The organism is Acidimicrobiales bacterium (assembly GCA_041394245.1).
GTDB lineage: Bacteria > Actinomycetota > Acidimicrobiia > Acidimicrobiales > Aldehydirespiratoraceae > JAJRXC01.
Map to the genome: position 1 here is coordinate 2,923,196 of JAWKIR010000002.1, position 23,273 is coordinate 2,946,468.

The window sequence follows — 23,273 nt, forward strand, 5'->3', positions numbered from 1 at the left end:
AGCGGTGAGGGGAGGTCACGCCCGTGCTGTACTGGCGCCACGATGAGTGACGAGTCGATCAAGAACCATGCGGCCTTCATCTGGTCGGTCGCCGATCTGCTGCGGGGCGACTACAAGCAGTCGGAGTACGGGCGGGTGATCCTGCCGCTGACGGTGCTGCGCCGGATCGACTGCGTGATCGACCCGGTGAAGCAGGAGATGCTCGCCAAGTACGAGTCGACGAAGGCGAGCGGGATCGAGAACCACGGCCCTGTGCTCGATCGCCTCACCGACACGCCGGGGGTGTGGAACACGTCGCAGTACGACATGGCGAAGCTGCTCGATGACACGGATCATCTTGCGGCGAACCTGCGGGCCTATATCGCCGGGTTCAGTCCGCAGATCCGCGACATCCTCGGGCATTTCGAACTCGACACGCAGATCGCCAAGCTCGACCGGTCGAACCTGCTCTACCAGGTGCTCGGCAAGTTCGCCGATCTCGATCTGCATCCCGACGTCGTCTCCAATCTGGAGATGGGCTACCTCTACGAGGAGCTGATCCGTCGCTTCTCCGAGCTCTCCAACGAGACGGCGGGTGAGCACTTCACCCCTCGTGAGGTGATCCGGTTGATGGTGAACCTGTTGTTCATCGAGGACGACGACCTGTTGGCGAAGCCGGGGATCGTGAAGACCATGTTCGACCCGGCCTGCGGCACTGGCGGCATGTTGAGCGTGGCCGAGGATCATCTGCGCCAGCTCAACCCGCAGGCGAAGCTCGAGGTGTTCGGCCAGGAGCTCAACCCGGAGACCTACGCGACGTGTCGGTCCGACATGATGCTCAAGGGTCGGAGCGCGGAGAACATCGCGTTCGGCAACTCGTTCTCCGAGGACGGACACAAGGGCGCCACCTTCGACTATCTGCTCGCCAACCCGCCGTTCGGGGTGGAGTGGAAGAAGGTGAAGGACGAGGTCGTCGCCGAGCACGAGACGAAGGGCTTCGCGGGCCGGTTCGGGGCGGGCCTACCCCGGATCAACGACGGCAGCTTTCTGTTCCTCCAGCACATGATCTCGAAGATGAAGCGGCCCGAGGACGGTGGGAGCCGGTTGGCGATCGTGTTCAACGGCAGCCCGCTGTTCACCGGCGCGGCGGGCAGCGGTGAGTCGGAGATCCGGCGGTGGATCATCGAGAACGACTGGCTCGAGGCCGTGGTCGCCCTGCCCGATCAGTTGTTCTACAACACCGGCATCTCGACGTATTTCTGGATCGTCACCAATCGCAAGAGCCCGAAGCGCAAGGGCAAGGTGCAGCTCATCGACGCCCGCGACATGTTCGTGAAGATGCGCAAGAGCCTGGGCGAGAAACGCAAGGAGGTCGGCCAGGGCGACATCGACGAGATCGTGCGCACCTACGGTGAGTTCACCGAAACCGTCGCCGACCCGTCCGACGAGTCGAAGCAGGTCGGCTGCAAGATCTTCCCCAACGAAGCGTTCGGCTTTCTGCGCATCACCGTCGAACGGCCCCTGCGGCTGCGCTGGGAGTTCACCGTGGAGGGCATCGAGGCACTTAAGGCCGACAAGAAGTTCGCCAAGCTCGACGAGTCGCAACAGGCGGCGCTGTTGGCCGACCTCGAATCGGCGATCGGCGCGTACTACAAGTTCGACGACGACTTCCGAGCCGAGACCATGGCGTCGATGGCGAAGGCCGGGGTGAAGGGCAAACCGCTCGAGAACGCCATCGTCGACGCCTTCGCCATCCGCGACCCCGACGCCGACATCGTGACCGACAAGAACGGCGATGCCCAGCCCGACAGCGAGCTGCGCGACAACGAGAACGTGCCACTGCCGGAAGGGTCGGTCCACTACGAGCCCGACCCGACCGAACGCCTCGCCACCGACACCTATGTGAAGGCGGTGGAGGACTATGTCGAATCCGAGGTCCACCCGTACGTGCCCGACGCCTGGGTTGATCACCACAAGACCAAGATCGGCTACGAAGTCCCCCTCACCCGCCACTTCTACGTCTACACGCCACCCCGCCCCCTCGCCGAGATCGACGCCGAAATCCGTCAACTCGAGACCGAGATCCAGGCGCTCCTTGCTGAGGTGACGAATGACTAGTTGGCGAACTCTTCGGCAGCATGCGGTGCAGCTAACTACGGGACCGTTTGGGACTGTCCTGGCTGCCGAGGAGTACGTCGAGGGCGGCGTCCCTTTGATCAACCCGACGCACATCCGGGAAGGCCAGTTCATCCCGGATTCGGCTGTGTCAGTGGACGAGGTGACGGCGCGACGGCTCAGCCGACATCGTCTTGAAGCCGGTGATCTCGTCGTGGGTCGTCATGGTGACGTTGGTCGCAGTGCGCTTGTCACGCATGCCGAGCAGGGATGGCTCTGTGGTGGCGGGTCGATTGCGATTCGAGCCGGCGAAAGACTTGAACCGCGGTTTCTTCAGTGGTTCATGAGTGGCACGCACGCAAGGACGCAGCTCCTCGCAGCCTCAAAGGGCGCGACGATGGACACAATCAACGAACCGATCCTCAAGTCGGTCTCCGTGTGGACCCCACCGTTGGCGGAGCAGCGGGCGATTGCGGACTACCTGGACGCCGAGACCGCCCGCATCGACGCCCTCGTCGCCAAGAAGCAACAACTCATCCACCTCCTCGAAGCGCGCTGGCAGGCGAGGTTGGAGTCGGCCATTCGCGAGCTTGGCGGTCGTTTCGGGGTAGCGCCGCTCAAATTCGTAGTCGCCGCCGTCCAGGTTGGCATCGTCATTACGCCAGCGAAGTGGTATGTGGCCGAGGGGGTGCCCGCAATCCGCGGCATGAACGTGCGCGCAGGAGAAATTGATCGAACGGAGCTGGTCTATCTCTCGCGCGAAGGACACGCGGAGAACCGAAAGAGCAAGCTCGCTGCGGGCGATGTAGTGGTGGTGCGCACCGGACAAGCAGGTGCTGCCGCTGTGGTTCCACAGGACCTCGACGGAGCAAACTGCATCGACGTTTTGATCATTCGGCCGGGTCGGAAGGTCGATCCGGAGTTTCTCCAGTTCGTGCTCAACTCGGACTGGACGAAGAAGCACATAGCGGAGCACTCCGTAGGGTCCATCCAAGCGCACTTCAACGTCGGATCAATGAAGGGGTTGAGTTTCCGCTAGCGCCATTGGCGGAGCAGGTGGACCTTCGGCTGCGGCTTGAGAACATGCGAGAGAGCTGGGAGCGAGTACGTCAAGTGCTCGACCAGCAGGCACGACTTCTCAGGGAACATCGACAGGCCCTTATCACTGCCGCGGTTACCGGCGAGTTCGCAGTTCCTGGGGCGGCGTGATGGCTGGACCGAAAGAGTTCGACTTCGAGACGCAGATCTGCGAGGCGCTGGTCGCCCAGAGCGGCTACGCGGCGGCAAAGGTGGGGACGGCCCAGGGCGATCCCCGCGACTTCGACCGGGCCCGTGGGCTCGACACCGCGGAGCTGTTTGCGTTCATCGGGGCAACGCAGGCCGACGAGTGGGCGAAGCTGATCGAGCTGAACGGCGGTGACGCGAACGAAGCGCAGAAGCTGTTCGCGAATCGGGTCGCGAAGGTGATCGACGAGCGGGGCACGATCGAGGTGCTGCGCCAGGGGGTCGACGATCTCGGGGTCAACATCCGGCTGGCGTACTTCAAGCCGTCGACGTCGCTCAACGCGGAGACGCTGGCGCGCTACGAGGCCAACCGCCTGACGGTCACCCGGCAGCTTCCCTACGAGACCACGGGCAACAAGACGCTCGATCTATGTTTGTTCGTCAACGGGGTGCCGGTGGCGACCGCGGAGCTCAAGACCCATCTGACCGGCCAGACCGCGGAGCACGCGAAGGCGCAGTACGAGACCGACCGTGATCCGGCCAACACGACGCTGGGCAAGCGGGCGATCGTGCACTTCGCGGTCGATACCGAGGTGGCGTGGATGACGACCCGGCTCGCCGGGAAGCAGACACGCTGGCTGCACTTCAATCGGGGTCGCGATCACGGTGCCGGCAACCCCGACAACCCGAACGGCCACCGCACGTCGTATCTGTGGGAACAGGTCTGGGCGCGCGATGCGCTTCTCGACATCCTCGGGCGGTTCGTGCATGTCGAACCCACCCCTAAGGGGAAGCAGCACGAAGGCGAAGTGATCTTCCCGCGGTTCCATCAGTGGGATGCGGTGCTCAAGATCGCCGACCACGCCCGTGACCACGGGGCCGGTCACAACTACCTCGTCCAGCACTCGGCCGGGTCGGGCAAGTCCAACACGATCGCCTGGCTGGCCCATCGGTTGTCGACGCTGCACGCGGCGGACGACACGAAGATCTTCGACAAGGTGATCGTGATCACCGATCGTCAGGCGCTCGATCGGCAGATGCAGGAGACCGTCGGCCAGTTCGAGAAGGTCGCCGGGGTGGTGCAGAAGATCGACGAGAGCTCGGCCCAGCTCGCCGAGGCGCTGGAGGGAGAGCAGGCGCGGATCATCATCACCACGATCCAGAAGTTCCCGTTCGCGCTCGAGAAGATCGAGTCGCTGCCCAACCGGCGCTACGCGGTGATCGCGGATGAGGCCCACTCGTCACAGTCTGGTGAGACGGCCAAGGACGTGCGGAAGGTGTTGAAGGCTCAGTCCGAAGAGGCGACGCTGGCGGCTGAGGAGTTGGCCGAACTCGGCTCGACCGACGAGGTGCCCGATCCCGTGCAGGACCAGCTCGAAGCCCAGGTCGCGGCGCGGGGGAAACAGCCCAACATCAGCTTCTTCGCGTTCACTGCGACTCCGAAGGCTCGCACGCTGGAGATGTTCGGCGACTCCTACGTCGACGAGGCGGGAGAGAAGAAGTACCGGCCGTTTCACCTCTACTCGATGCGTCAGGCCATCCAGGAGGGCTACATCCACGATGTGTTGGCCAACTACACGACGTATCAGACCTACTGGAACATCGAGAAGAAGGTCGAGGACGACCCCGAGTACGACCCCGGTCGGGCCAAGGCCGCGATCGCCAAGTTCGTCAGCCTGCACGAGCACAACCTGGCCCAGAAGGCAGACATCATCATCAACCACTACCGCAGCAAGGTCGCCCACCTGATCGGCGGGCAGGCGAAGGCGATGGTGGTCACCGCCTCGCGGCTCCACGCGCTGCGCTACGGGCTGGCCCTGCGCCGCTACTGCGAAGAGAACGGCATCGATGACGTGGGCGTGCTCGTTGCGTTCTCCGGCACGCTCAACGACAACGGCATCGACCATACGGAGACGTCGACAAACGGGTTCCCCGAATCGCAGACCCCGGCCCGCTTCGACACCGACGAGTACCAGATCCTCGTGGTCGCCGAGAAGTACCAGACCGGGTTCGACCAGCCGAAGCTGCACACGATGTACGTCGACAAGCCGCTCAGCGGGCTTGCCGCGGTGCAGACCCTGTCGCGGCTCAACCGGTCACACCCGCAGAAGGACTCCACCTTCGTGCTCGACTTCCGCAACGGCGCCGACGACATCCGCAGGGCATTCGCCCCGTGGTACGTGCAGACCGAGGTGCCGCCCACCGACCCCAACCTGATGTACGACGCTCACCATCAGCTGAGCCAGTACGACGTGCTGCGGGTCGAAGAGACCGAGGCGTTCGCAGCGGTGCTGCTCGAGGATCCGACCGCGAGCGACCGGATCCACGGGATTCTCGAACCGGCCAAGTCCCGGTTTTGGGAGACGCTCGACGAAGACGAACAGGGCCGCTTCCGCGACGCGCTCAAGAAGTACGTCAGCGCATATGGCTACCTCGCCCAGATCGTGCCGTTCGGCGACATCAAGCTCGAACGCGACTACGTGTTCTGCCGGGCCCTCGCCCAGTTCATCCGCGCCCCGAGCGAAGCGCTGCCGGACCTCAGCCACGAGGTCGACCTGACCCATCTCGCCACGCGGCTGGTCGCCGAAGAAGAATCGATCTCGCTGCCCGACGACGAAGGCGACCTGTCTGGGCCGGGTGAGATCCTCGGCCGGCCCGGCGTGCCCGACGCGGAACGGCTCTCGGAGATCATCAAGCGACTCAACGAGCGCTACGGAACCAACTTCGACCCGGCCGACCGGCTGTTCTTCGACGGTCTCGTTGACAAGCTCGCCGAGCAACCGGCCGTGCAGCACGCCGCCGCAGCCAACTCTCCGGAGAACTTCCGCATCGCCATGGCCGGCGGCTTCCAGGACGCCGTGATCGATCAGATGGCCACCGCCGGCGAGATCACCAAGAACTTCCTCGATAACGCCGACTTCGCCAACGACGTGCTTCAGGCCTACATGCCGCTACTCCAGACCAAGGCCAAGGTCGCCCGGCAGCTCCACTGTCCCGTCGGCGAGCTGCTGGCCGAGGGTGAAGGCAACTGGCTCGAGTTCAAGTCGACCTTCCACGTCGACGCCGAGACTGGCGAGCCGAACCGCAACGTGGAGACCGCGGCCATCAAGACGGTCGCCGGATTCCTCAACAGCTGGGACGGCGGAACGCTCTTGATGGGCGTCGCCGAGGACGACGCGGGCAAGGGCGTGCCGTTCGGAATGGAGGGCGACTACGCGCAGTTCCACAAGGACGGCAAAGCCGACGACGACACGTTCCTGCTCGCCTTCAACGACAAGCTCAAGACGTCGCTCGGCGCGGCCGCGGTGTCGAACGTGACAACGCAGATGGCGACGGTCGACGGCAAGGACATCTGTCGGGTCCATGTGAAGCCGAGCGGTCACCCGGTCGACGCGAAGGTGCGGATCGTAGATGCCAAGGGCAACCACATGAAGCAGACCAACTTCTACGCCCGCATCAACAACGGCACACACAAGTTCATCGACGAAGATGAGAAGCAGAAGTACATCGCTCACCGGTGGCCGGGCTCATGAGCTCGGGTGACTGGATCGCGATCGTTGCGGTGATCTCCTCGCTAGTTGTCGCCGGCTGGAACATCCGGGTGACCGAGCGGATCGCGCGGAGTTCGCGACGGCAGGATCGGATAGGCGAGGTCTACGTGACGCTCACCGACTTCGCCTTACGCATGCGGCAGTTTGCCCTTACGGCAAACCCTGGGATCGACGACGACTCGCCGCTCCGGGATCCACCATTCTCGGAAGCTGACTGGCTGCGACTTCGAGCCCAAGTTGAGGCTCACGCGAGTGACCGCGTTCGGGCGCTGTTCGATGACTTGCTGACGTACAGGATTCGCACAGCGACTGCTGTTGAGATGTGGAGCAGTTCGCTAGACGAGGTAAGGCGGGGCTGGAGCGATGAGATATCCCGGCGGGAAGGGCGGAACGACCTCGAGTTTCTCCGGGAGCGGAGAGCCGAAATGCAGGTGTGCGCCGAGGCGATCATCGAGGCGGTTCGCGCCGAGCTCGCTGCCAGCTAGGCACGAGCGCAATCACGCTAGGCGCAGGATCGTAGGGATGGCCGCGGCGCGAGCCGGGTCGCCCGGCGAAGCTCCACGGCGTAGATTGCGCGGAGGTCTGTAGTTGGGGGGCGGCGTGGCTGGCCAGGCGGAGGTTGGTTCAAAGCGGAGCGCGGAACAGATGAGGCGCCGGCGCGCCGTCGATGAGGCTCTCGAGGCCTGGCGGGGCCAAGCTGTTCAACCTCACTGGAAACAATCAGCTGACGTTCTTCAAGCCGTTGATGGTTGGAATCTCCCGGCGGTGGCGCTCATGACCGAACCCATCAACCGACACACCGGAAGGCGGATCGGATGAGAGACGCACAGAAACCCGACCACGTCAGCCTGACGACGCTCGTTAGCCGCCTGCGTGAGGGGCGCTTCGTCATCCCCGACTTCCAGCGCGAGTTCGAGTGGAAGCCATGGGACATCAGCGAGCTGATGCGGTCGATCTTCCTCGACTACTACATCGGCAGCCTCCTGCTCTGGAAAGGCAAGGACGAGAGCTTCGAAGCACTGGCATGTGAGCCGCTGTACGGCTTCAACGGCATCTCGTCGAATCGAGAACACATCGTGCTCGACGGGCAGCAGCGGCTCACCGCCATGTACTACGCATTCGTCGCACCGGACGTGCCGGCGCCAAATCGTTCGAACCGGTTCCTCTACTTCATCCGCGTTGACAGATTCTCCGAGGAGAACTTTGACGAAGCCTTCGACTACGACTGGACCCGCAAGGGCGTCAATCTCCTGGACGACCCCGAGGCCCAGTACCAGGAACACATCTTTCCGCTCGCCGTAGTCGGCGAGGGTGGCTGGGCGTTGCCGAACTGGGTGCAGGGCTACGAGAAGTACTGGGCCGACAAAGCGGCTGATGCCACCGAGGTCGGCGATCTCGAGGCAGCTGAGGTGGCGACGAATCACGTCAGTGCGGCCCGAGCCTTCGGCGAGCACCTCAAGGGCATCACCGAGCAGTACCAGGTCGCTTTTATCGAGCTCGACCGAGAGATCGAGATCGACAAGGTCTGCGACATCTTCACGCAGATCAACTCCCGCGGCATACGGCTCGATGTCTTTGATCTCATGAACGCCCTCCTAAAGCCACGCGGGCTTCAGCTGAAGCACATGTGGCGAGAAGCCGCCCCGCGACTGGAGTTCGTCGACAGTGAGCGACTCAACGTCTACGTGTTGCAGGTGATGTCGATTCTCCGGCAGGCCTACTGCTCGCCGAAGTACCTCTACTACTTGCTCCCTGGGCAGGAGCGACAGATGCGCGACCCCGACGGCTCGCTTCGACGTGACGTCCTGGTCCCGGACGAGGCGGACTTCGCCGAGCGCTGGGACACCGCCGTGGACGCTCTCGAGCGGGCGATCAAGCTGCTACGGCATCCCCAGGAGTTCGGCGCGGTGTCGTCCGCTTACTTACCGTATGTCTCGATCCTCCCCGCCTTTGCCTCGCTCCAGGCCGCAGCGAAGGACTTGCCGGCGAATCGACAGCTCGATGCCCAGCGCAAGGTCCGTCACTGGTACTGGGCGAGCGTCTTCACCAACCGCTACTCGGGGTCGGTTGAGTCCACCGCTGCCCGCGACTACCAGGAGGTGCAGCGCTGGTTCCAGGACGATGCTGCCGAGCCGAGCGTCATCGCGGAGTTCCGGGGCCGGTTCCGCTCGCTCGATCTCCGGCGCGAGGTGAAGCGAGGCACATCCGTCTACAACGGCATCTTCAACCTGCTCGTGCTCAGGGGAGCACGCGATTGGATGACGGGCAATGTCCCCCAGCACGGGGAGCTGGACGATCACCACATCGTCCCCAAGCGGTGGGGCCGCGACCATTCGCTCGGCTCGAGCATCGACACGATCCTCAACCGGACGCCGCTGACCGCCGACACGAACCGCAACGTCATCAGCGACAGGCTGCCCAACGAGTACCTGACGGACTTGATCGAGCAGAACGGTGAGTCGACAGTGCGGGCGACGCTCGAATCGCACTTCATCTCCCCGATCGCATTCGACATCCTGCGGCGGGAGCCGTTCGGCCCTGAGGACTTCGCCCAGTTCCTCGACGAGCGTCAGCGGACAATCCAGGCCGCGATCGAGGACCTGCTCATCAAGGAACGACTCGACCTGACGCCGCAGCTCCGCGAGCTCGACAGCCGAATCGAGCAGATCGAGAAGGCGATCCGCGCCGCGGTCGTCGAACGCCTCGGCGGTGATCCCGAGTGCTTGCCGCAGCATGTGCGACAGAAGATCGAGGATCGGCTGACGAGCGCAGCTCGTCGGAACCCGACGATGGATGAGAACCACTACCAGACCCTCGCCGGCATGCTCGAATACGCGGACCTCCGAGAGCTCGAAGACGCCGTCGCGTCGAAGGCGAACTGGGATCAGTTCGCTGAGCTCTTCTCCACCAAGGAGCAATTGTCGAGTCGTTTTAATCAGCTGGGCGGGCTCCGCAACGCGATCAGACACAGCCGTGCCGTCGACGAGGTCACCCGGATGGATGGGGAGGCAGCGCTCAGCTGGTTCGCACAGGTTATGTCGGTGAACCTGGGTTAGGTCGCGTGGGCCCTCCCGGCGCTGACGGGAGCAGTCGCGGGTAATTGGTGCTCCGTCTCAATACAAGTGCCAAGATCGCGAGGCAGCGTCTACATGCAACTCACGCAACAGGGGGAGCTGCTCAACGGAAAGGGGTGCGCCATGGCGCAACGCGAGAGTGCCACATCACTGATTTCCCTGGAGGACGCGATTCTGAGTGCCGCATCAGCCCTCGACGGATCACGTAATCCTGATGAGGGTACGCACGCACGGGTTGTCGACATCCTCGTGTCCACAGGGACGCTTGCTGGGACGCAGTGGCGAGTGACTGTCGAGCCTTCTAGCGGCTCCTAGAGACACTCAAACCCCGGGGGCGGTCGCGATTCGCCTATCTCCCTACGCCACCGCCGCCCTATAGGCCGAGCACCCGGTAGTGAATGGTCGAGTTCCCAGGTGATCTGGATGGGGCGGTCGGATCGGTGTTCGACGTAGGTGGCGGTGCCGGCGCAGAAGTAGGGCATCGTCCGGCCGGCGCTGTCCTGCTTGGTCGGGCGTACGAACAACGCCACGTTGGAGCCGCGCTCTCGATGGTGGAGGTAGCGCTGGCCGGTCGGGCTGGCGACTGACGTCGTCGCCTGCGACTCCCAGTGGAACAGGCGGTCGCTGATCGCGTAGTCGAGATAGCGGGTTGTGGGGGAGTAGTCCTTCTCAGTCTTCTGGAGGGTGACGAAGAACAGGTCGGTCTGCGTCGGCTCGTGCCAGTACACGCCGGTCTGCAACGGCAGCGGCGCCGTCACCGACGACGCGCCGAACGCGGCGAGGATCTCCTCTCGCGTGTAGTTGGCGTGGACCTGGAGCGGCACCGGCTGGAGCAGCCCGAGCGGCTGCTGGAGGTGCACGATCTGTTCTTCGAGCAACGGGAGCACCTCGAGCAGCTCACGTCGGAGGCCGTCGTGTCGCCACAACGCGTAGGCCGCGTCGCCGAGCGAGTCGTAGGCCCCTTTCCTTGGTTGAGGACGGTGAGCAGCACCCCTTCGAGCCGGCGGCGGGTGCGCTCGTCGAGGTCGGTCTCGCGAGGCGGCGTTGACGAGTCGAGCAGCTCCCGGTAGGCGTCGATGCGCTCCTGGTCATCGAGGTGCAGTAGTCGGGCGACACCGCGGCCGACCTTGTCCTCGGGCTACCTGTTCGTTTCGGAGTTTTCTCGGAGTAGTACGACGACCTCCATGATCCGGTCGGCCGCCCGCTCGGCGTCCTCGTGTTCCCATACACGCACCACCGTCCATCCGGCGGCTCGGAGCGTGTCGTCGGTGTCCCTGTCGCGCTCCCGATTCGTTTCGATCTTTGCTCGCCAGAACTCGGCGTTGTTCTTCGGCCACGACGCATGAGCCGGGCAGCCATGCCAGAAGCACCCGTCGACGAAGACGGCGAGGCGCAGCTTGGCAATGAGGAGATCTGCTTCGCGCCGGAGGTCTGGCAGGGGCCGTCGATGCAGGCGGTAGCGCAGCCCGCGGCGGTGAAGCTCCGTGCGCAATGCTCGTTCTGTTCCTGTGTCGTGAGTCCGCTGTCGGCGCATTCGCTCGGCCACTGCGCTTGACGCCGGTCGCGGTTGGCTCGGATCCACGGTCGAAGCGTAGAAGAGGGTCCGCTCGGTTCGAGACGCAACAGCTCCTCAGAGTGGCCCATGGCGATCGGAATTACAGCCGTGTAGTCTCGGTGCATGACGGGATCGCCGACGATGATCGACCTGTTCGCTGGATGCGGAGGTCTCACACAGGGTTTCGTGGATCAGGGATTCGTGCCGGTGGCGGGATCAGAGTGGGATCTCAGCGCTGCGGCGACGTTCGCCGCGAACTTCGGCGAAGGGCACATGACGTACGGCGACATTGCGGACTTCACCGATGTCCCGATCGCCGACGTGGTGGTCGGCGGCCCTCCTTGCCAAGGGTTCTCCAACCTCGGCACCCGGGACCCCGATGATCCTCGCAACCAGCTCTGGCGCGAGTACATGCGCGTTGTCGAAGAAGCGAACCCGCAGGTGTTCGTCCTCGAGAATGTTGATCGATTCTCGAAGTCGAGTGAGTTCGAACTGCTGATGGACGAGCTCAACGGCGGCCGACTGCGTGCCTGGAAGGACGTCACCTGGTCGGTGCTCAACGCCGCCAACTACGGCGTGCCGCAACGCCGGAATCGAACGATCGTCATCGCGTCTCGTGTCGGTCCGATCGGGCTACCGACTCCGACACACAGTGTCGACGGCGCAGAGGGCACGAAACGATGGACCTCGGTGCGAAGCGCCATACACCGCGTGCCGGACTGGCCCGAGACGACCGCTCTCCCGGCCAGCAAGGTCGAGATGTTCGGTGAGACGGTTCCGGGCATATTCAAGAGCCACGAGATCCATCTGGGTCGGAATCCGACCGAGCTCTCGAAGCTCCGCTACGACTGCATCCCTCCCGGTGGTGGAAGGTTCGACTTGCCCGACGAGCTGATGCCCGATTGTTGGGCACGGAAACCAACCGGCACCACCGATGTGATGGGTCGAATGCGTTGGGAAGCACCTTCACTCACCATCCGGACTGAGTTCTACAAACCCGAGAAGGGTCAGTACCTCCATCCCCAGTGGGACCCCGATGACCCGGACAACCGGGTGAACCGTCCGATCACCCACCGCGAAGCGGCACTACTGCAGACGTTCCCGTCGAGCTTTCTGTGGTGCGGTTCGAAGATCGACATCGCGAAGCAGATCGGCAACGCGGTTCCGCCACGTCTTGCGGGAGCGGTCGCCCGTCAGATTGCATCGCGCCTCTAGGAGGTCGCCTCGGCAGCACCCGCAAGGATCGATGCGCGGTCCTGCTTCTTGTACTCCTCCCGAAGCGGCGCGTGCGGCGTGGCATCGGTCGGCTCGCACGGCGTCCACCAACGGTCCACCAGGAACGCCTTGGGTCCGGAGTGGGATTCATCGACGACGCGAACGGCGACCGGCAGTATCTCGCCCTTCGCCGGAGGTGGGAAGCCCAGGGCTCGTGCGACATAGGGGTCGGTTTCCTGGTGACCGATCACCAGGAAGCCCTCTTTCGGGAGGTGCTTCGCCAGCCGAGCGTCCCTGGCTCGCTTCATGGCGTCGTCTTGCTGGGCAACTGTGGCGATGGTTGCTCTTGTCACGATCCTGCCGTTCTGCGTTCGGAGGAGTTCGTTTACGCGGGCCTGTCCGCTTCTGACACTCGAGAAGACCCGCTCCCTTGATGTCTGGGACATCTGCAGGAGGGCGTTCTCGGGCAGGTCATTCTGGACACCTCCCCAAAGCCAGTAGATGTTGACGAGGCCGTGCTTGCTGAGCACGCGCTTGTTGTCCCGGTTGTACGAGCGGTCGCCCGAGCCGTCTTGTTTGAACGCCAGGTACTCGTCCGCGATTCGCGTCACGCCTGCGGCCCACTCGCTCCGATCATCGTCTGCCCAGAGCAGCAACGCGGGATGATCAGCGGTACCACTCTGTTCGCCGTGGTCGGCGCAGAGGTACATCTCCATCGGGATCGACCAATTCCCCCAATCCTTCGAGAACTTGCAGTCGACCTCCTGACCGGCGATGCGCCAGTCGAGCGACTCGCCGTCGGCGATTCCGAACTCCCTCGTCATGTTCACTTCGACGGCGGTACCCAAGTAGGTCCGCTCCGTCTTGGTTAGGTGTTGGTATGCCCACCGCCCGGTGCGTTGCCCATCGAGTACCTCGTCAATGGAGTCGCGCAGGGTCCACCGAATCCGCTCGCGCCCGTCGCCCTCCTCGAAGAACGCGACGAGGTCTGCCAAGTCCCGCGGCGGAGAGGGAAGACCCTCGTCGACGAAGTGGAAGAATCGGTTCTGCGACATCCGACCCTCGGGTGGAGGCCATGTCACGAAGCTGTTCCGGTTCTTGCGGAGTCGGGCCCCGCCGCTCTCCACTCTGTTCACAGCCGGACATGTTGCCGGCTCCGTGGAACCGCAGCGAAGTGGACCCGGCCCACAAGACCCTCTTCTCGTCGCGCAACCTCGAAGGAGTCGAGGACGTACGGAGACGGCTACTGACCCTCACCCACGGAGCCGGTAAGATTGCGCGCCATGAGCGGGGGGACGGCGAACTCGAGCGGGCATGCGGGTCTTCGTCTCAAGTTCAACCCGAGCACGATCGAGCACCTCGGCTCGAACATGTACTCCCGGCTACCGAATGCGGTCGCCGAACTCGTAGCCAATGCGTACGACGCCGATGCAGAGGAGATTCGCGTTCGCGTTGTCGGGACTGGTAGCGGTCAACGCATCGAGGTCGAGGACGATGGACATGGGATGTCCTACGAGGACCTTCGCGACAAGTACCTGCGTATCGGACGGAATTGTCGAGGAGGCGAATCAATCGCGTACTCGGAGAGTGGACGCCGAACGGTTTCCGGCAAGAAGGGTCTCGGCAAGTTGGCCTTGTTCGGCGTTGGCAAGCAGATCGCCGTCACGACGACCCGCGAGGGTGAGCCGGAGTCGCTAACTATCTCCATGAACTGGACCGAGTTGGTCCGCACGGAGGATGGCGACTACGAGCCCGAGTTCTCGAGAACCGCCGCTAAGCGCACGAAGGGGACCACCGTGGTGGTCAGCAACCTTTCGAGATCGACCAATGTCGACGCGAAGGATCTCGCGGTGAGCCTCGCCCGACTCTTTCATTACAGCGACGAAGAGCTCAGGCTGTGGGTGGTCGACCGGGACGGGACAGAAATCCCTGTCACTCGCGAACTTCGCCTTGACTCACTCGACGCCGAGTTTCGATGGCAGGTCCCGGAGGACCTGGGCGAGGTTGGCGAAGAGCTCGCCAGCTACGACATCGACGGCTCGATCGTGGCCGCTCGAAAGCCTCTGCCGACTCAGATGCGTGGCCTGACGGTATACACCAGCGGTCGATTGGCCAACGAGCCCGAATTCTTTGGAGCGCCGGACTCGAGCTACGCGTATGCGTACATCACCGGCTTCATCTCGATCGACATTCTCGACGCGATACAACCCGATGTGGTGGCGACTGATCGCCGATCGATCAACTGGGAGAACAGTGACGCAGCTCCGATCCATAAGCTCCTGCAGGAACTCGTTGCAGAGATTGGTCGTGAGCATCGCCAGCTCCGTAGAGACAAGCGCGATGAGAAGATTCGTGATGAGGTCGGAGTGTCCCCGGACGAGTGGGCGGACACTCTCCAGGGACCCGAGCGCGAACCACTCCGAGAACTACTCGGTGTCATCGACTCCGATGACTCGGACTTCAGCGAGGAAGACCGCGCAACAGCGGTGTCGAGTCTTCTCTCCATAGCGCCGCCTCATGCCGACATGGTATGGCGACACCTGCATCCGAGTATTCAGGCGGCGATCGAGTCCGAATTCAAGGAGGGTCGCTACTACAACGCGTTGTTGGAGGGCTGCAAACAGTATGTGGCTGATCTTCGAGAGGCTGCTGGCCTGCCGGACGAAGCGGAGGCGTCGTTGTTTGGTAGAGCGATCGGCGATGGCAAACGGCTGCAGATCGCGCAGCGCTTTCTCACCGGCGAAAAAACGATCTCAACTGAGTCTGCGAAGAACCTGGAGAACGGCCATCGGTCACTAGCGAGGGCGATCTGGGAGGCTTTCCGAAACCCTCTCTCGCACGAGGTGCACACCACGATCGCGTCACTCGGAGTCATCTCTCACCACGACTGCCTCGACGCTCTCAGCCTCATGTCGCACCTACGTAGGCGGATCGACGAGGCTGAGTTCATCGCCTCCTCCGCTGAGTAAGCGCACGGTATGCGTCGTACCAGCCGCACCTGAGACGCGCGTTGGACGGTGAAGCGAGAGGAACGAAGGGCTCGTCGCTGCGCCCGTGCAAGGGGCTGGCCACTGCGGTCTTCCTCGAACTCAACGCCGTTGAGGCGACCTCCGCCGCCAACGAACACGTCTGCGAACGGGTCATGGCTACCGCGGCTGCTAGCCACGAACATGCTCCCGACTGAGCCAGCGGATCAGAACGCCGACCGACTCGTTCTGCGTCAAAGAAGAGGCCCACGTCGCAACCACCGCGGCTTCTGGGGCCGGTGTCGCAGCCGACGTCTACAGGTGGCGCGTGGCGATCACCGACACCTCGCCAGAGATCCGGCGGCGTGTCACGGCCGTCTTCGCGTCGATGAGCGGCGCCCAGCGGGTGGCCTGTGCAGCGGAGATGGCCGAGGACAGCAAGACGATCGCGCTGGCCGGAACCCGGTCCCGCCACCCTGATCTGAGCGTTTCTGCGTCAGCGAACTGTTGGTCGGCCGAGAACTACGGTCGCCGTTGCCGGTGACGGAGCACGCGGGGCGTGTGGCATGGCCGACAAGTCTGATTCGGGAGACCATGGGCTGACGCCTGAGGAGATCGCTCGGCGTTGCTATCGGCCCAGGTCTCACGGGCTCGGGCCGACGGTCGGCACCGGGGCGAAATTCTCGACCGCGAGCGGCGGACCGTATTCACGACCGACCAGATGCGCCAGTCCCCCTCCGTTTCTCGACCGTTTCTCTACCGGCGTCGATCACGGTGGCGCCATGACATTCCCTGCGCCTCCTGTGGTACTTCTCCCCGCCGAGGGTCGTCCCGTCGACCTGCGACGCGATGGGGCACCGACGTTGTCCATCGACGAGGAGCACAAGCGACTCGCCGTGGCCCGAGAGCACCACCCGTGGGGCGAAGGCGACCTCGGGCCCGTGTTGTTGCGACACGCCGACGTGGCCGCGCTTCTCCACGATCGGTCGTTCGCCCAGGCCGGCATGGAGGCGATGGAGTTCAACGGCGTGACCGAGGGCCCTCTGTACGACTGGTGGTCGCAGATCATGTTCACCAACGAGGGCGAGGCTCACGCCCGTCTGAGGAACTCGGTGCGAGGGTGGCTGACACCGAAACGGGTCGCTGAACTCGCCGGACCGGTGAGGACCGCGACCGAGGAACTCGTGGCCGGGCTCCCGGGCGAGGAACCGTTCGATCTCGCCGGCCGCGTCGCCGATCCGGTACCGATCACGGCCATCTGCGCGCTCCTTGGCGTCGACCCCGATCGTGTGGCTGAACTGGGCGATGCCACCACCGAACTGGGGATGGCGTTCGGCTTCTTCGACGCCGACGAGCGGCACCGCATCGAAGCCGGCCTGAGCACCTTGCTCGACTGGGGAGAGCACGCGCTCGCCGACGCCCGCCCCGGAACCCTCGCCCGATCGATCGCCGAGGCCGGCGCCTCCCGACAGATCGGACACGACGAGGCGGTGGCCCTGATCGCCAACCTCCTCTTCGCCGCGCACGACACGACCCGCTTTCTGATCGCCAACGCCTTCTGGGAGCTGGGGCGCAACCCGGATGTGTGGGGCGGACTCGTTGCCGGAACGGTGGATGCCGCCGAGGTGGTGGAGGAGACCCTCCGCTTCCAGCCCCCGGCGGTGGGCACGGTGCGCATCGCCACCGAGCCGGCTCGGATCGCCGGCCTGGAGATCGAGGCGGGTCGGCTCGTCAGCGTGTCGCTTCGGTCCGCCGGCCGCGATCCTCGTGTGTACGAACAGCCCGACCGGTTCGTTCCGGGGCGCCGGCACGGCCCCCTGCTGGCCTTCGGGCACGGGGTCCACCATTGCATCGGCGCCTCCCTTGCGAGACTGGAAGCGACCGTGGTGTTGACTACGGTCGCCGCCATGTGCCCCGACCTTCGCATCGACGCCGCCGCGGCCCGCCAACGTGAGGGGCGAGCCTCGATCACCGGTATCGAGTATCTCCCGGCCCGGCTGTCGTGAGCGTCGAGCTGGGCAACGTCCGGATCCGCCTCCTCGGTCCGGTCGGAGCGACGGTCGGCGAGGTCGAGGTCGACATCGGCGGACCGAAGGAACGGGCGGTGCTCGCGCTGCTGGCCGCCAACCCGGCTGCCACCATCTCGGCGGATCGGCTGATCGACGCGATCTGGGGCGATCATCCGCCCCAGTCCGCCAAGAAGACCCTGCAGACCTACGTGTCACGCCTCCGCAAGGCGCTCGGCACGGCCCACCCGACCGAGGTCATCATCACCGGCCCGGGCGGCCATGCGCTCTCGTCTGTCGTCACCACCGACGTGGAAGAGATCGATGCGCTGATGGCGTCGGCGGTGCGCGCCCGTGCGGCGACCGACGCCTCCGCCCGGAGCCGCACCCTGGCCGAGGCGCTGGACCTGTTCGTCGGTGAGCCGCTGTCGGCGACCGCACCGTCGGTCGCCCTCGACGCCCTCGCCGAGTCCTACGACCAGCTCCGATGGAACCTCATCGAGGAGCTGGCATCGGCCCGACTCGCGGCGGGAGGAGACCAGACCCTCTCCGTCGACCTGCACGCATGGGTGGACGAGAATCCCTATCGGGAACGGCTCTGGGGTCATCTGATCACCACGCTCTACCGGGCCGGACGCCAGGCCGACGCGTTGGCCACCTTCCAGCGCGCGAGGAGCCATCTGGCCGAAGGTCTCGGGATCGAGCCGGGCCCGGAGCTCCGCGAGCTCGAAGCCCGAGTGCTCCAACACGATCCCAGCCTCCTCGAGCCCGACGCTCCCGCCGGCGCGACGCAAGCGCGCATGTCGGAGACGCTCACGTTCCTGTTCACCGACATCGAGCAGTCGACGGTGCGTTGGGACCTCGAACCCGAGCCGATGCGGGAGGCGCTCGAGCTCCACGACGCCATCCTCACCTCGATCATCGAGTCGGCGGGAGGTCGGATCTTCGCCTGGGCCGGCGACGGGTTCGGCGCGGCGTTCGCCAACCCCGCGACCGCCGCGAAGGCAGGGTTGGACGCCCAGGTCCGGCTTGAAGCGTGCGACTGGCCGACCTCGGAGCCCCTGAGGATCCGGATGGGACTCCACACCGGAACCGCGGAGAACCGCGGCGGTGACTACTTCGGTGCCCCCGTGAACCGCGCCGCCCGAGTGATGGACGCAGCCCATGGTGGCCAGATCGTCTGCTCGGCGGCGACGGCTGCGCTGCTCGGCGACGATCCCGACCTCGCCGGGCAGGTGCGATTCCTGGCCGAGTGCGCGCTCAAGGGCCTTGCCCGACCCGAGCGGATCCATCAACTCGGCGGAGCAGAGAACGCCGAAGCCTTCCCTCCACCACGCTCGACAGCCGCTCCTGGCCGAGAGGTACCGGCGGTGCTCGACTCCCTCCACGGCCGTGACGCGGAACTCGTCGAACTCACCGACATCCTCGCCGCGCAGCGGCTCGTGACCCTCACCGGCGTGGGCGGCACCGGCAAGACACGGCTCGCACTCGAACTCGCCCACCGGGTGAAGGAGGCCTACCCGGACGGGGTGATCTGGCTGGAACTGGCCGCGGTCGACGCCGACGGCGTGGTGGGCGCCGCCGCCCAGGCCATCGGCGTCCCGCTGGCCGGTGCGGGTGACAGCCATAGAGGCCAAGTGGCGGCGGCCCTTCGCGACGAGCGCGCCCTGTTCGTGCTCGACAACTGCGAGCACCTCCTCGGAGTCGCCGCCGAGAACATCGAGGCGATCCTGCGGACCTGTCCCGGTGTCTCGATCCTCACGACGAGCCGGGAGCCTCTGGGTGTCGCGGGCGAACGGGTCTACGTCGTTCCGTCGCTCGGACTCCCGTCACCAACGGGTGGGTCGGCCTCCGAGGAGCTTCTCCGGGCGCGCGCGACCAGCGCCGGCGCCGTCATCGCCGACGACGAGGCCACGAGCGAGGCGATCCGGGAGATCTGTGTTCGGGTCGACGGCGTGCCGCTCGCGCTCGAGTTCGCGGCCGCTCAACTGGCGACGTACCCGGCACCCGAGCTGGTTCGACACCTCGAAGAGCACTTTCGGATGCTCGGCCGCCCCGGTCGTTCGAGCGTGCCCCGTCAGCAGACGATCGACTCGACGATCGAGTGGAGCTATCGCCTGCTGGACGAGGCGGACCAACGGATGCTCGCTCGCCTTGCGGTGTTCCAGGGCGGCTTCGCGCTCGACGCCGTTGCACCGGTTGCCGGCTTCGATCTCGATCCGGGCACGTCGCATCTCGTGCTCGATCGTCTTCGGCGCAAGTCGCTCGTCACGGTCAGTTCTGGTCCCGGCGATCCGCGGACACGCTTCAAGCTCCTCGAGCCCGTTCGCCAGTTCGCCCACTCTCAACTCCGCCTCGGTGGGGAGTTCGACGCGATCCTCGAGCGGCACGCCGATCACTTCGCCGCGTCGACGGCTCGGCCGCTGGACGGCGACCGCTTCGCGCGGGAACACGAGCGGGCCGAAGGCGTCGTTCGGGATGCACCGAACCAGTACCTCGCGCTCACCACTCTGTCTCGGCGCGACGATCCCACCGAGGCGTTCAAGCTCATCGATGCCCAGCGAGGGGCCTTCTCGATGAGGTGGGATTTCGCGGCCGAGTCCGCGGCGCTGGTGGCGCCGTTGCTGGATCGACCCGACGTGCAGGCCGACCCCGTGGTGACCGGCCACGCGTGCAACACCCTCGGGATGATCAACAGCGTGATGAGCCTGGAAACCGGCAGGTCGTGGGCGCTCCGGGCCCTCGAACTCGCCGAGCAGAGCGGCGACGAGACGCTTCGCGCCGAGGCCGAGTTCCACCTCGGAGCCGCCCTCGCGGCCAGGGGTGACGGGGCCGGTGGCGAGACACATCTCCGGAGAAGCTGTGAGCTCCATGATCGGCTCGGAAACTGGGGCACACTCTCCTACAACCTGTGCTGGCTCGCGTGGTCCCTGACCCTGCAAGGCCGCTTCGAGGAAGCGGTCGACCCGGCCCGGCGGGGAGCCCAGCTCGTCTGGGACCACGCAGCGACGGCGGCGAGCTCGGCGACCGTTGCGGCCACCGTGCTCGCGGCCGCCGGTCGTGCGGACGAAGCGATCGCCATTCTCGAGAGGGCAGACTCCCACGAGATCCACGACCCTTCGTACTGGGCGTTGCTGGCCGCCCTGATCACGGGCCGGGCGGACCTCTCCACCCGAGTCGCCAGCGACTATCTGAGCTTGCGCCACAGCGGGATCCCCCGCGACGCCGACGGTGTGACCGCCATTGCGGTGCTCTGCCGGCGGCTGGGAGAGACGGACCTCGCGGCGCTCTGGACGGCCGTCGCCGCCGGGCGCGAACGTCGTTTCTCGCCGTTCGTCGACTCGTCGAGCCAGGTCGTCGGTACCGACCTCCTACGGCTGCTCCTCGGATCGGGCGCAGAGGTCGACGCAACGATGGACGATGCCATGAAACGCCTTGGCGCCCGATTCGACGAGCTCGCTCGTCACTACGAATCCACTGACGACCCGGGGCCGGTTCGCGACACATTCGCGGTCCTCGATGGTCACCGCGCCCGCCTCGCTCGGCCGGATCCCGAAACCGAAACGTCGAGGTGACTGCAGCCCTTCGCCGAGGGTGAGAGGCGTCGGCGGAGAGCTCCCGAGGAACGCGTGACTCGTTTCCCCGGCCAGCAGCGCGACACGCTCGGCTTGGCGGAGATCGGGGTTGCCGGAGATGGCAGCTTGTGCGCCTCTCTGGTGCGCCGCTACTCGCTTGCGCGGAAGGTGAATCGGTCGGTGAGCACCAGCATCCCGTCGACGATCGCCCGCAGCTCGATGTCGCACGGCAACGATACGCAGGCGACGTCTCGCTCTATCTCGACGCCGTGCAGCCACGACCGGTCGGCGGGAATCGCATCCGGTGGGGCGATCTCGGTCGTGGTCTCGCCGCCGCTGGTGACGACGAGCTCGACGGTGAGTTCGTGTCCGCCGGCTTGCCCGAGAAGCACATGCCCGACGATCGTCGCACCGTCCGTCTCGCGCATCCGGTCGCACACGTCCTCCGTCGATTCCAGGCGCTGCTCGCAGAAGGCGATGACGGCGTCGTAACGCTCCGCGAGCTCCGGACTCGGCCGGTCGCCGTTGCCGCAAGAAGCGACAAGCGTCGCCAGACCGAGTCCGAGGAGTGCGCGGTGCCGGCTCACTGCTGGAGGATCGTCGCAAGCTGGGCGGCAGCCGAGATGCGGGCCTCGGCCACGTATTCCTCGACCTCTGATTCTGTGAGATCGAAGCTCAGCGTGTTGAGCTCCGCCGGGACTTGCAACCGAATCACGTGGTCTTCCGGCGCGGCGCCGACCCAGTAGGGGACATCGGTTCCCACCGCCATGAGCGTGCGTAGCGCCGGCAGCCCCGAGTCGATCACGGTGGCGCCGATGAGAAGCATCGCAGCGGCGAAGATCAGCAGGGCTGCGAGGATGAGCCATCGTGCGGGCCAGAAGTTCGTGAAGAAGCCATCGAAGAAGCCGGCGGCTCCTTCGATCCACCCAGGCGCGCCCGAGCCCCTCACGTTGTCTTTCAGCACGAGCAATCCGTACTCGGAACTCGTCCAGGCGAACTCGGCAACGACAACCAGCGGCACGATCGTCAGGAAGAAGATGCGCAGCGCGGGGTTTCGCATCCACCCCCGCAGTCCGGCGCCGGCGTCCCCGTGCGATGCGGTTGTCCCTGTCTCGAATCTCTCCGCCGTCGGAGGCCGGCGACCGTCGGCATCCTCCGTGTCCAGCGTGAAGCCGATCGTCACGGCGTCTGTGGGCACATCTGGAAGTGAGTGGTAGGCCCGGAAGGACCGGTCTTTGAAAACGAACGCGGGGTAGTTCGCCCAAACGCCGCCGTCCATGAGGCGGTGCACCTGGCAATCGTCCCCGACAGCAACGCGGAGTCTGCCCGGCCTGAACGCGAACGGGATCGACGACGACGCCAGCACCGCGTCGACCACCGTCAGCTCGGGAGTGATGGCGTGGTTGAAGACCGCCGGCTGGCGAGCGGCGACGTTCACACACACCACGTTGAGCTCGATTCCCGACGCGTCGTAGAGCTCCCGGAACGTGACGGGAGAGGCCGGGCGAGCCTCACCGGTCAGCTGCACGATCTGATCCGCAAGTAGCTCCGAGAGCCAGTCTTTCAGCCGCTTGGTCCGTATGAATGGTGAGCCCGTGAGGTCAAACAGCCAGTTCTTCTCGATCTTTCCCAGGCCGGTTGCGGCGATCTGGCCGATCTCGGTCGGTGAGACGCCAGCGGCGACGAGCGTGGCGGTGATCGCGCCGGCTGACGACCCGGCAACCGCGCGGAACCACTTTCCTTCGGCCTCTATCGCCTGGAGTGCGCCTCCATAGAGCACGCCCTTGGCCCCGCCGCCCTTGAACACCCCGTTGATGCACGCATCGTGTGAGGCCCACCAGCGCGTCCCCGGCTTCTCCACGCGGCCGATGCTACGTGTCCAGCCACTTCGCCGAAAGTGCCCAGCGACTTCCGACGGCGTGTCGTTCCCCGGAGCAGACCGAGACACTCGCGAGAAGCATCGACCGGACCGCGCTGCGTATCCTGGCCGACGAGACGACGCCGGACGGGCCG

15 protein-coding genes are annotated in these 23,273 nt (G+C 65.2%); 10 read left to right on the forward strand and 5 right to left on the reverse strand.

Annotated features, from left to right (window positions below; all coding sequences use genetic code 11):
- Positions 1-42 precede the first annotated feature (42 nt).
- From R2707_14500 to R2707_14520, 5 genes are all read left to right on the forward strand, one after another.
- Positions 43-2,097 carry a class I SAM-dependent DNA methyltransferase gene (locus R2707_14500; protein ID MEZ5246309.1) on the forward strand — a complete coding sequence of 685 codons (2,055 nt, stop codon included), beginning with the start codon at positions 43-45 and terminating at the stop codon, positions 2,095-2,097.
- The gene (locus tag R2707_14505; GenBank protein ID MEZ5246310.1) at positions 2,090-3,133 is read left to right on the forward strand and encodes a restriction endonuclease subunit S; all 1,044 of its coding nucleotides are present in this window, start codon (positions 2,090-2,092) and stop codon (positions 3,131-3,133) included. The genes R2707_14500 and R2707_14505 overlap by 8 nt, the downstream gene beginning before the upstream one ends.
- Before the next feature lie 169 nt (positions 3,134-3,302).
- Positions 3,303-6,851 (forward strand): DEAD/DEAH box helicase family protein, encoded by a 3,549-nt coding sequence (locus R2707_14510; GenBank protein ID MEZ5246311.1) that lies wholly within the window; start codon positions 3,303-3,305, stop codon positions 6,849-6,851.
- On the forward strand, positions 6,836-7,354 hold the full coding sequence (locus tag R2707_14515) for a hypothetical protein (GenBank protein MEZ5246312.1): 519 nt from the start codon (positions 6,836-6,838) through the stop codon (positions 7,352-7,354). The genes R2707_14510 and R2707_14515 overlap by 16 nt, the downstream gene beginning before the upstream one ends.
- A 330-nt stretch (positions 7,355-7,684) precedes the next feature.
- Complete coding sequence (locus tag R2707_14520) at positions 7,685-9,925, forward strand: DUF262 domain-containing protein (GenBank protein ID MEZ5246313.1); 2,241 nt, start codon at positions 7,685-7,687, stop codon at positions 9,923-9,925.
- 329 nt (positions 9,926-10,254) lie between these two features.
- Here R2707_14520 and R2707_14525 read toward each other — a convergent pair whose 3' ends face one another.
- Positions 10,255-10,869, reverse strand: a complete 615-nt coding sequence (locus tag R2707_14525; GenBank protein MEZ5246314.1) for a DUF3427 domain-containing protein — start codon at positions 10,867-10,869, stop codon at positions 10,255-10,257.
- Positions 10,870-11,081: 212 nt separating this feature from the next.
- Positions 11,082-11,477: a very short patch repair endonuclease gene (locus R2707_14530; GenBank protein MEZ5246315.1), complete on the reverse strand. Its 396-nt coding sequence runs from the start codon at positions 11,475-11,477 to the stop codon at positions 11,082-11,084.
- A gap of 144 nt (positions 11,478-11,621) precedes the next feature.
- On the opposite strand from R2707_14530, the gene R2707_14535 reads away from it, so the two are divergent.
- Positions 11,622-12,713 carry a DNA cytosine methyltransferase gene (locus tag R2707_14535; protein MEZ5246316.1) on the forward strand — a complete coding sequence of 364 codons (1,092 nt, stop codon included), beginning with the start codon at positions 11,622-11,624 and terminating at the stop codon, positions 12,711-12,713.
- Here R2707_14535 and R2707_14540 read toward each other — a convergent pair.
- A complete protein-coding gene (locus R2707_14540; protein MEZ5246317.1) occupies positions 12,710-13,768 on the reverse strand; it encodes a NaeI family type II restriction endonuclease in 1,059 nt (352 codons plus the stop codon). The genes R2707_14535 and R2707_14540 overlap by 4 nt on opposite strands.
- A 228-nt stretch (positions 13,769-13,996) precedes the next feature.
- Here R2707_14540 and R2707_14545 point away from each other — a divergent pair, with 228 nt between their 5' ends.
- The 4 genes from R2707_14545 to R2707_14560 all read left to right on the forward strand — a co-directional run bounded on the left by R2707_14545 (position 13,997) and on the right by R2707_14560 (position 21,260).
- Positions 13,997-15,682, forward strand: coding sequence for a TIGR02391 family protein (locus R2707_14545; GenBank protein MEZ5246318.1), 1,686 nt, complete (start codon positions 13,997-13,999; stop codon positions 15,680-15,682).
- Between the two features lie 325 nt (positions 15,683-16,007).
- Entirely contained in the window at positions 16,008-16,223 is a 216-nt protein-coding gene (locus R2707_14550) for a hypothetical protein (protein ID MEZ5246319.1), read from the forward strand.
- Between the two features lie 238 nt (positions 16,224-16,461).
- A complete protein-coding gene (locus tag R2707_14555) occupies positions 16,462-17,685 on the forward strand; it encodes a cytochrome P450 (GenBank protein ID MEZ5246320.1) in 1,224 nt (407 codons plus the stop codon).
- Complete coding sequence (locus tag R2707_14560) at positions 17,682-21,260, forward strand: BTAD domain-containing putative transcriptional regulator (protein ID MEZ5246321.1); 3,579 nt, start codon at positions 17,682-17,684, stop codon at positions 21,258-21,260. Before R2707_14555 ends, R2707_14560 begins: the two co-directional genes overlap by 4 nt.
- Positions 21,261-21,409: 149 nt before the next feature.
- Here the strand turns inward: R2707_14560 and R2707_14565 are convergent, their stop codons facing one another.
- Both R2707_14565 and R2707_14570 read right to left on the reverse strand, forming a co-directional pair.
- A complete protein-coding gene (locus R2707_14565; protein ID MEZ5246322.1) occupies positions 21,410-21,847 on the reverse strand; it encodes a hypothetical protein in 438 nt (145 codons plus the stop codon).
- Positions 21,844-23,121, reverse strand: a complete 1,278-nt coding sequence (locus R2707_14570; GenBank protein ID MEZ5246323.1) for a patatin-like phospholipase family protein — start codon at positions 23,119-23,121, stop codon at positions 21,844-21,846. Before R2707_14570 ends, R2707_14565 begins: the two co-directional genes overlap by 4 nt.
- Positions 23,122-23,273 lie beyond the last annotated feature (152 nt).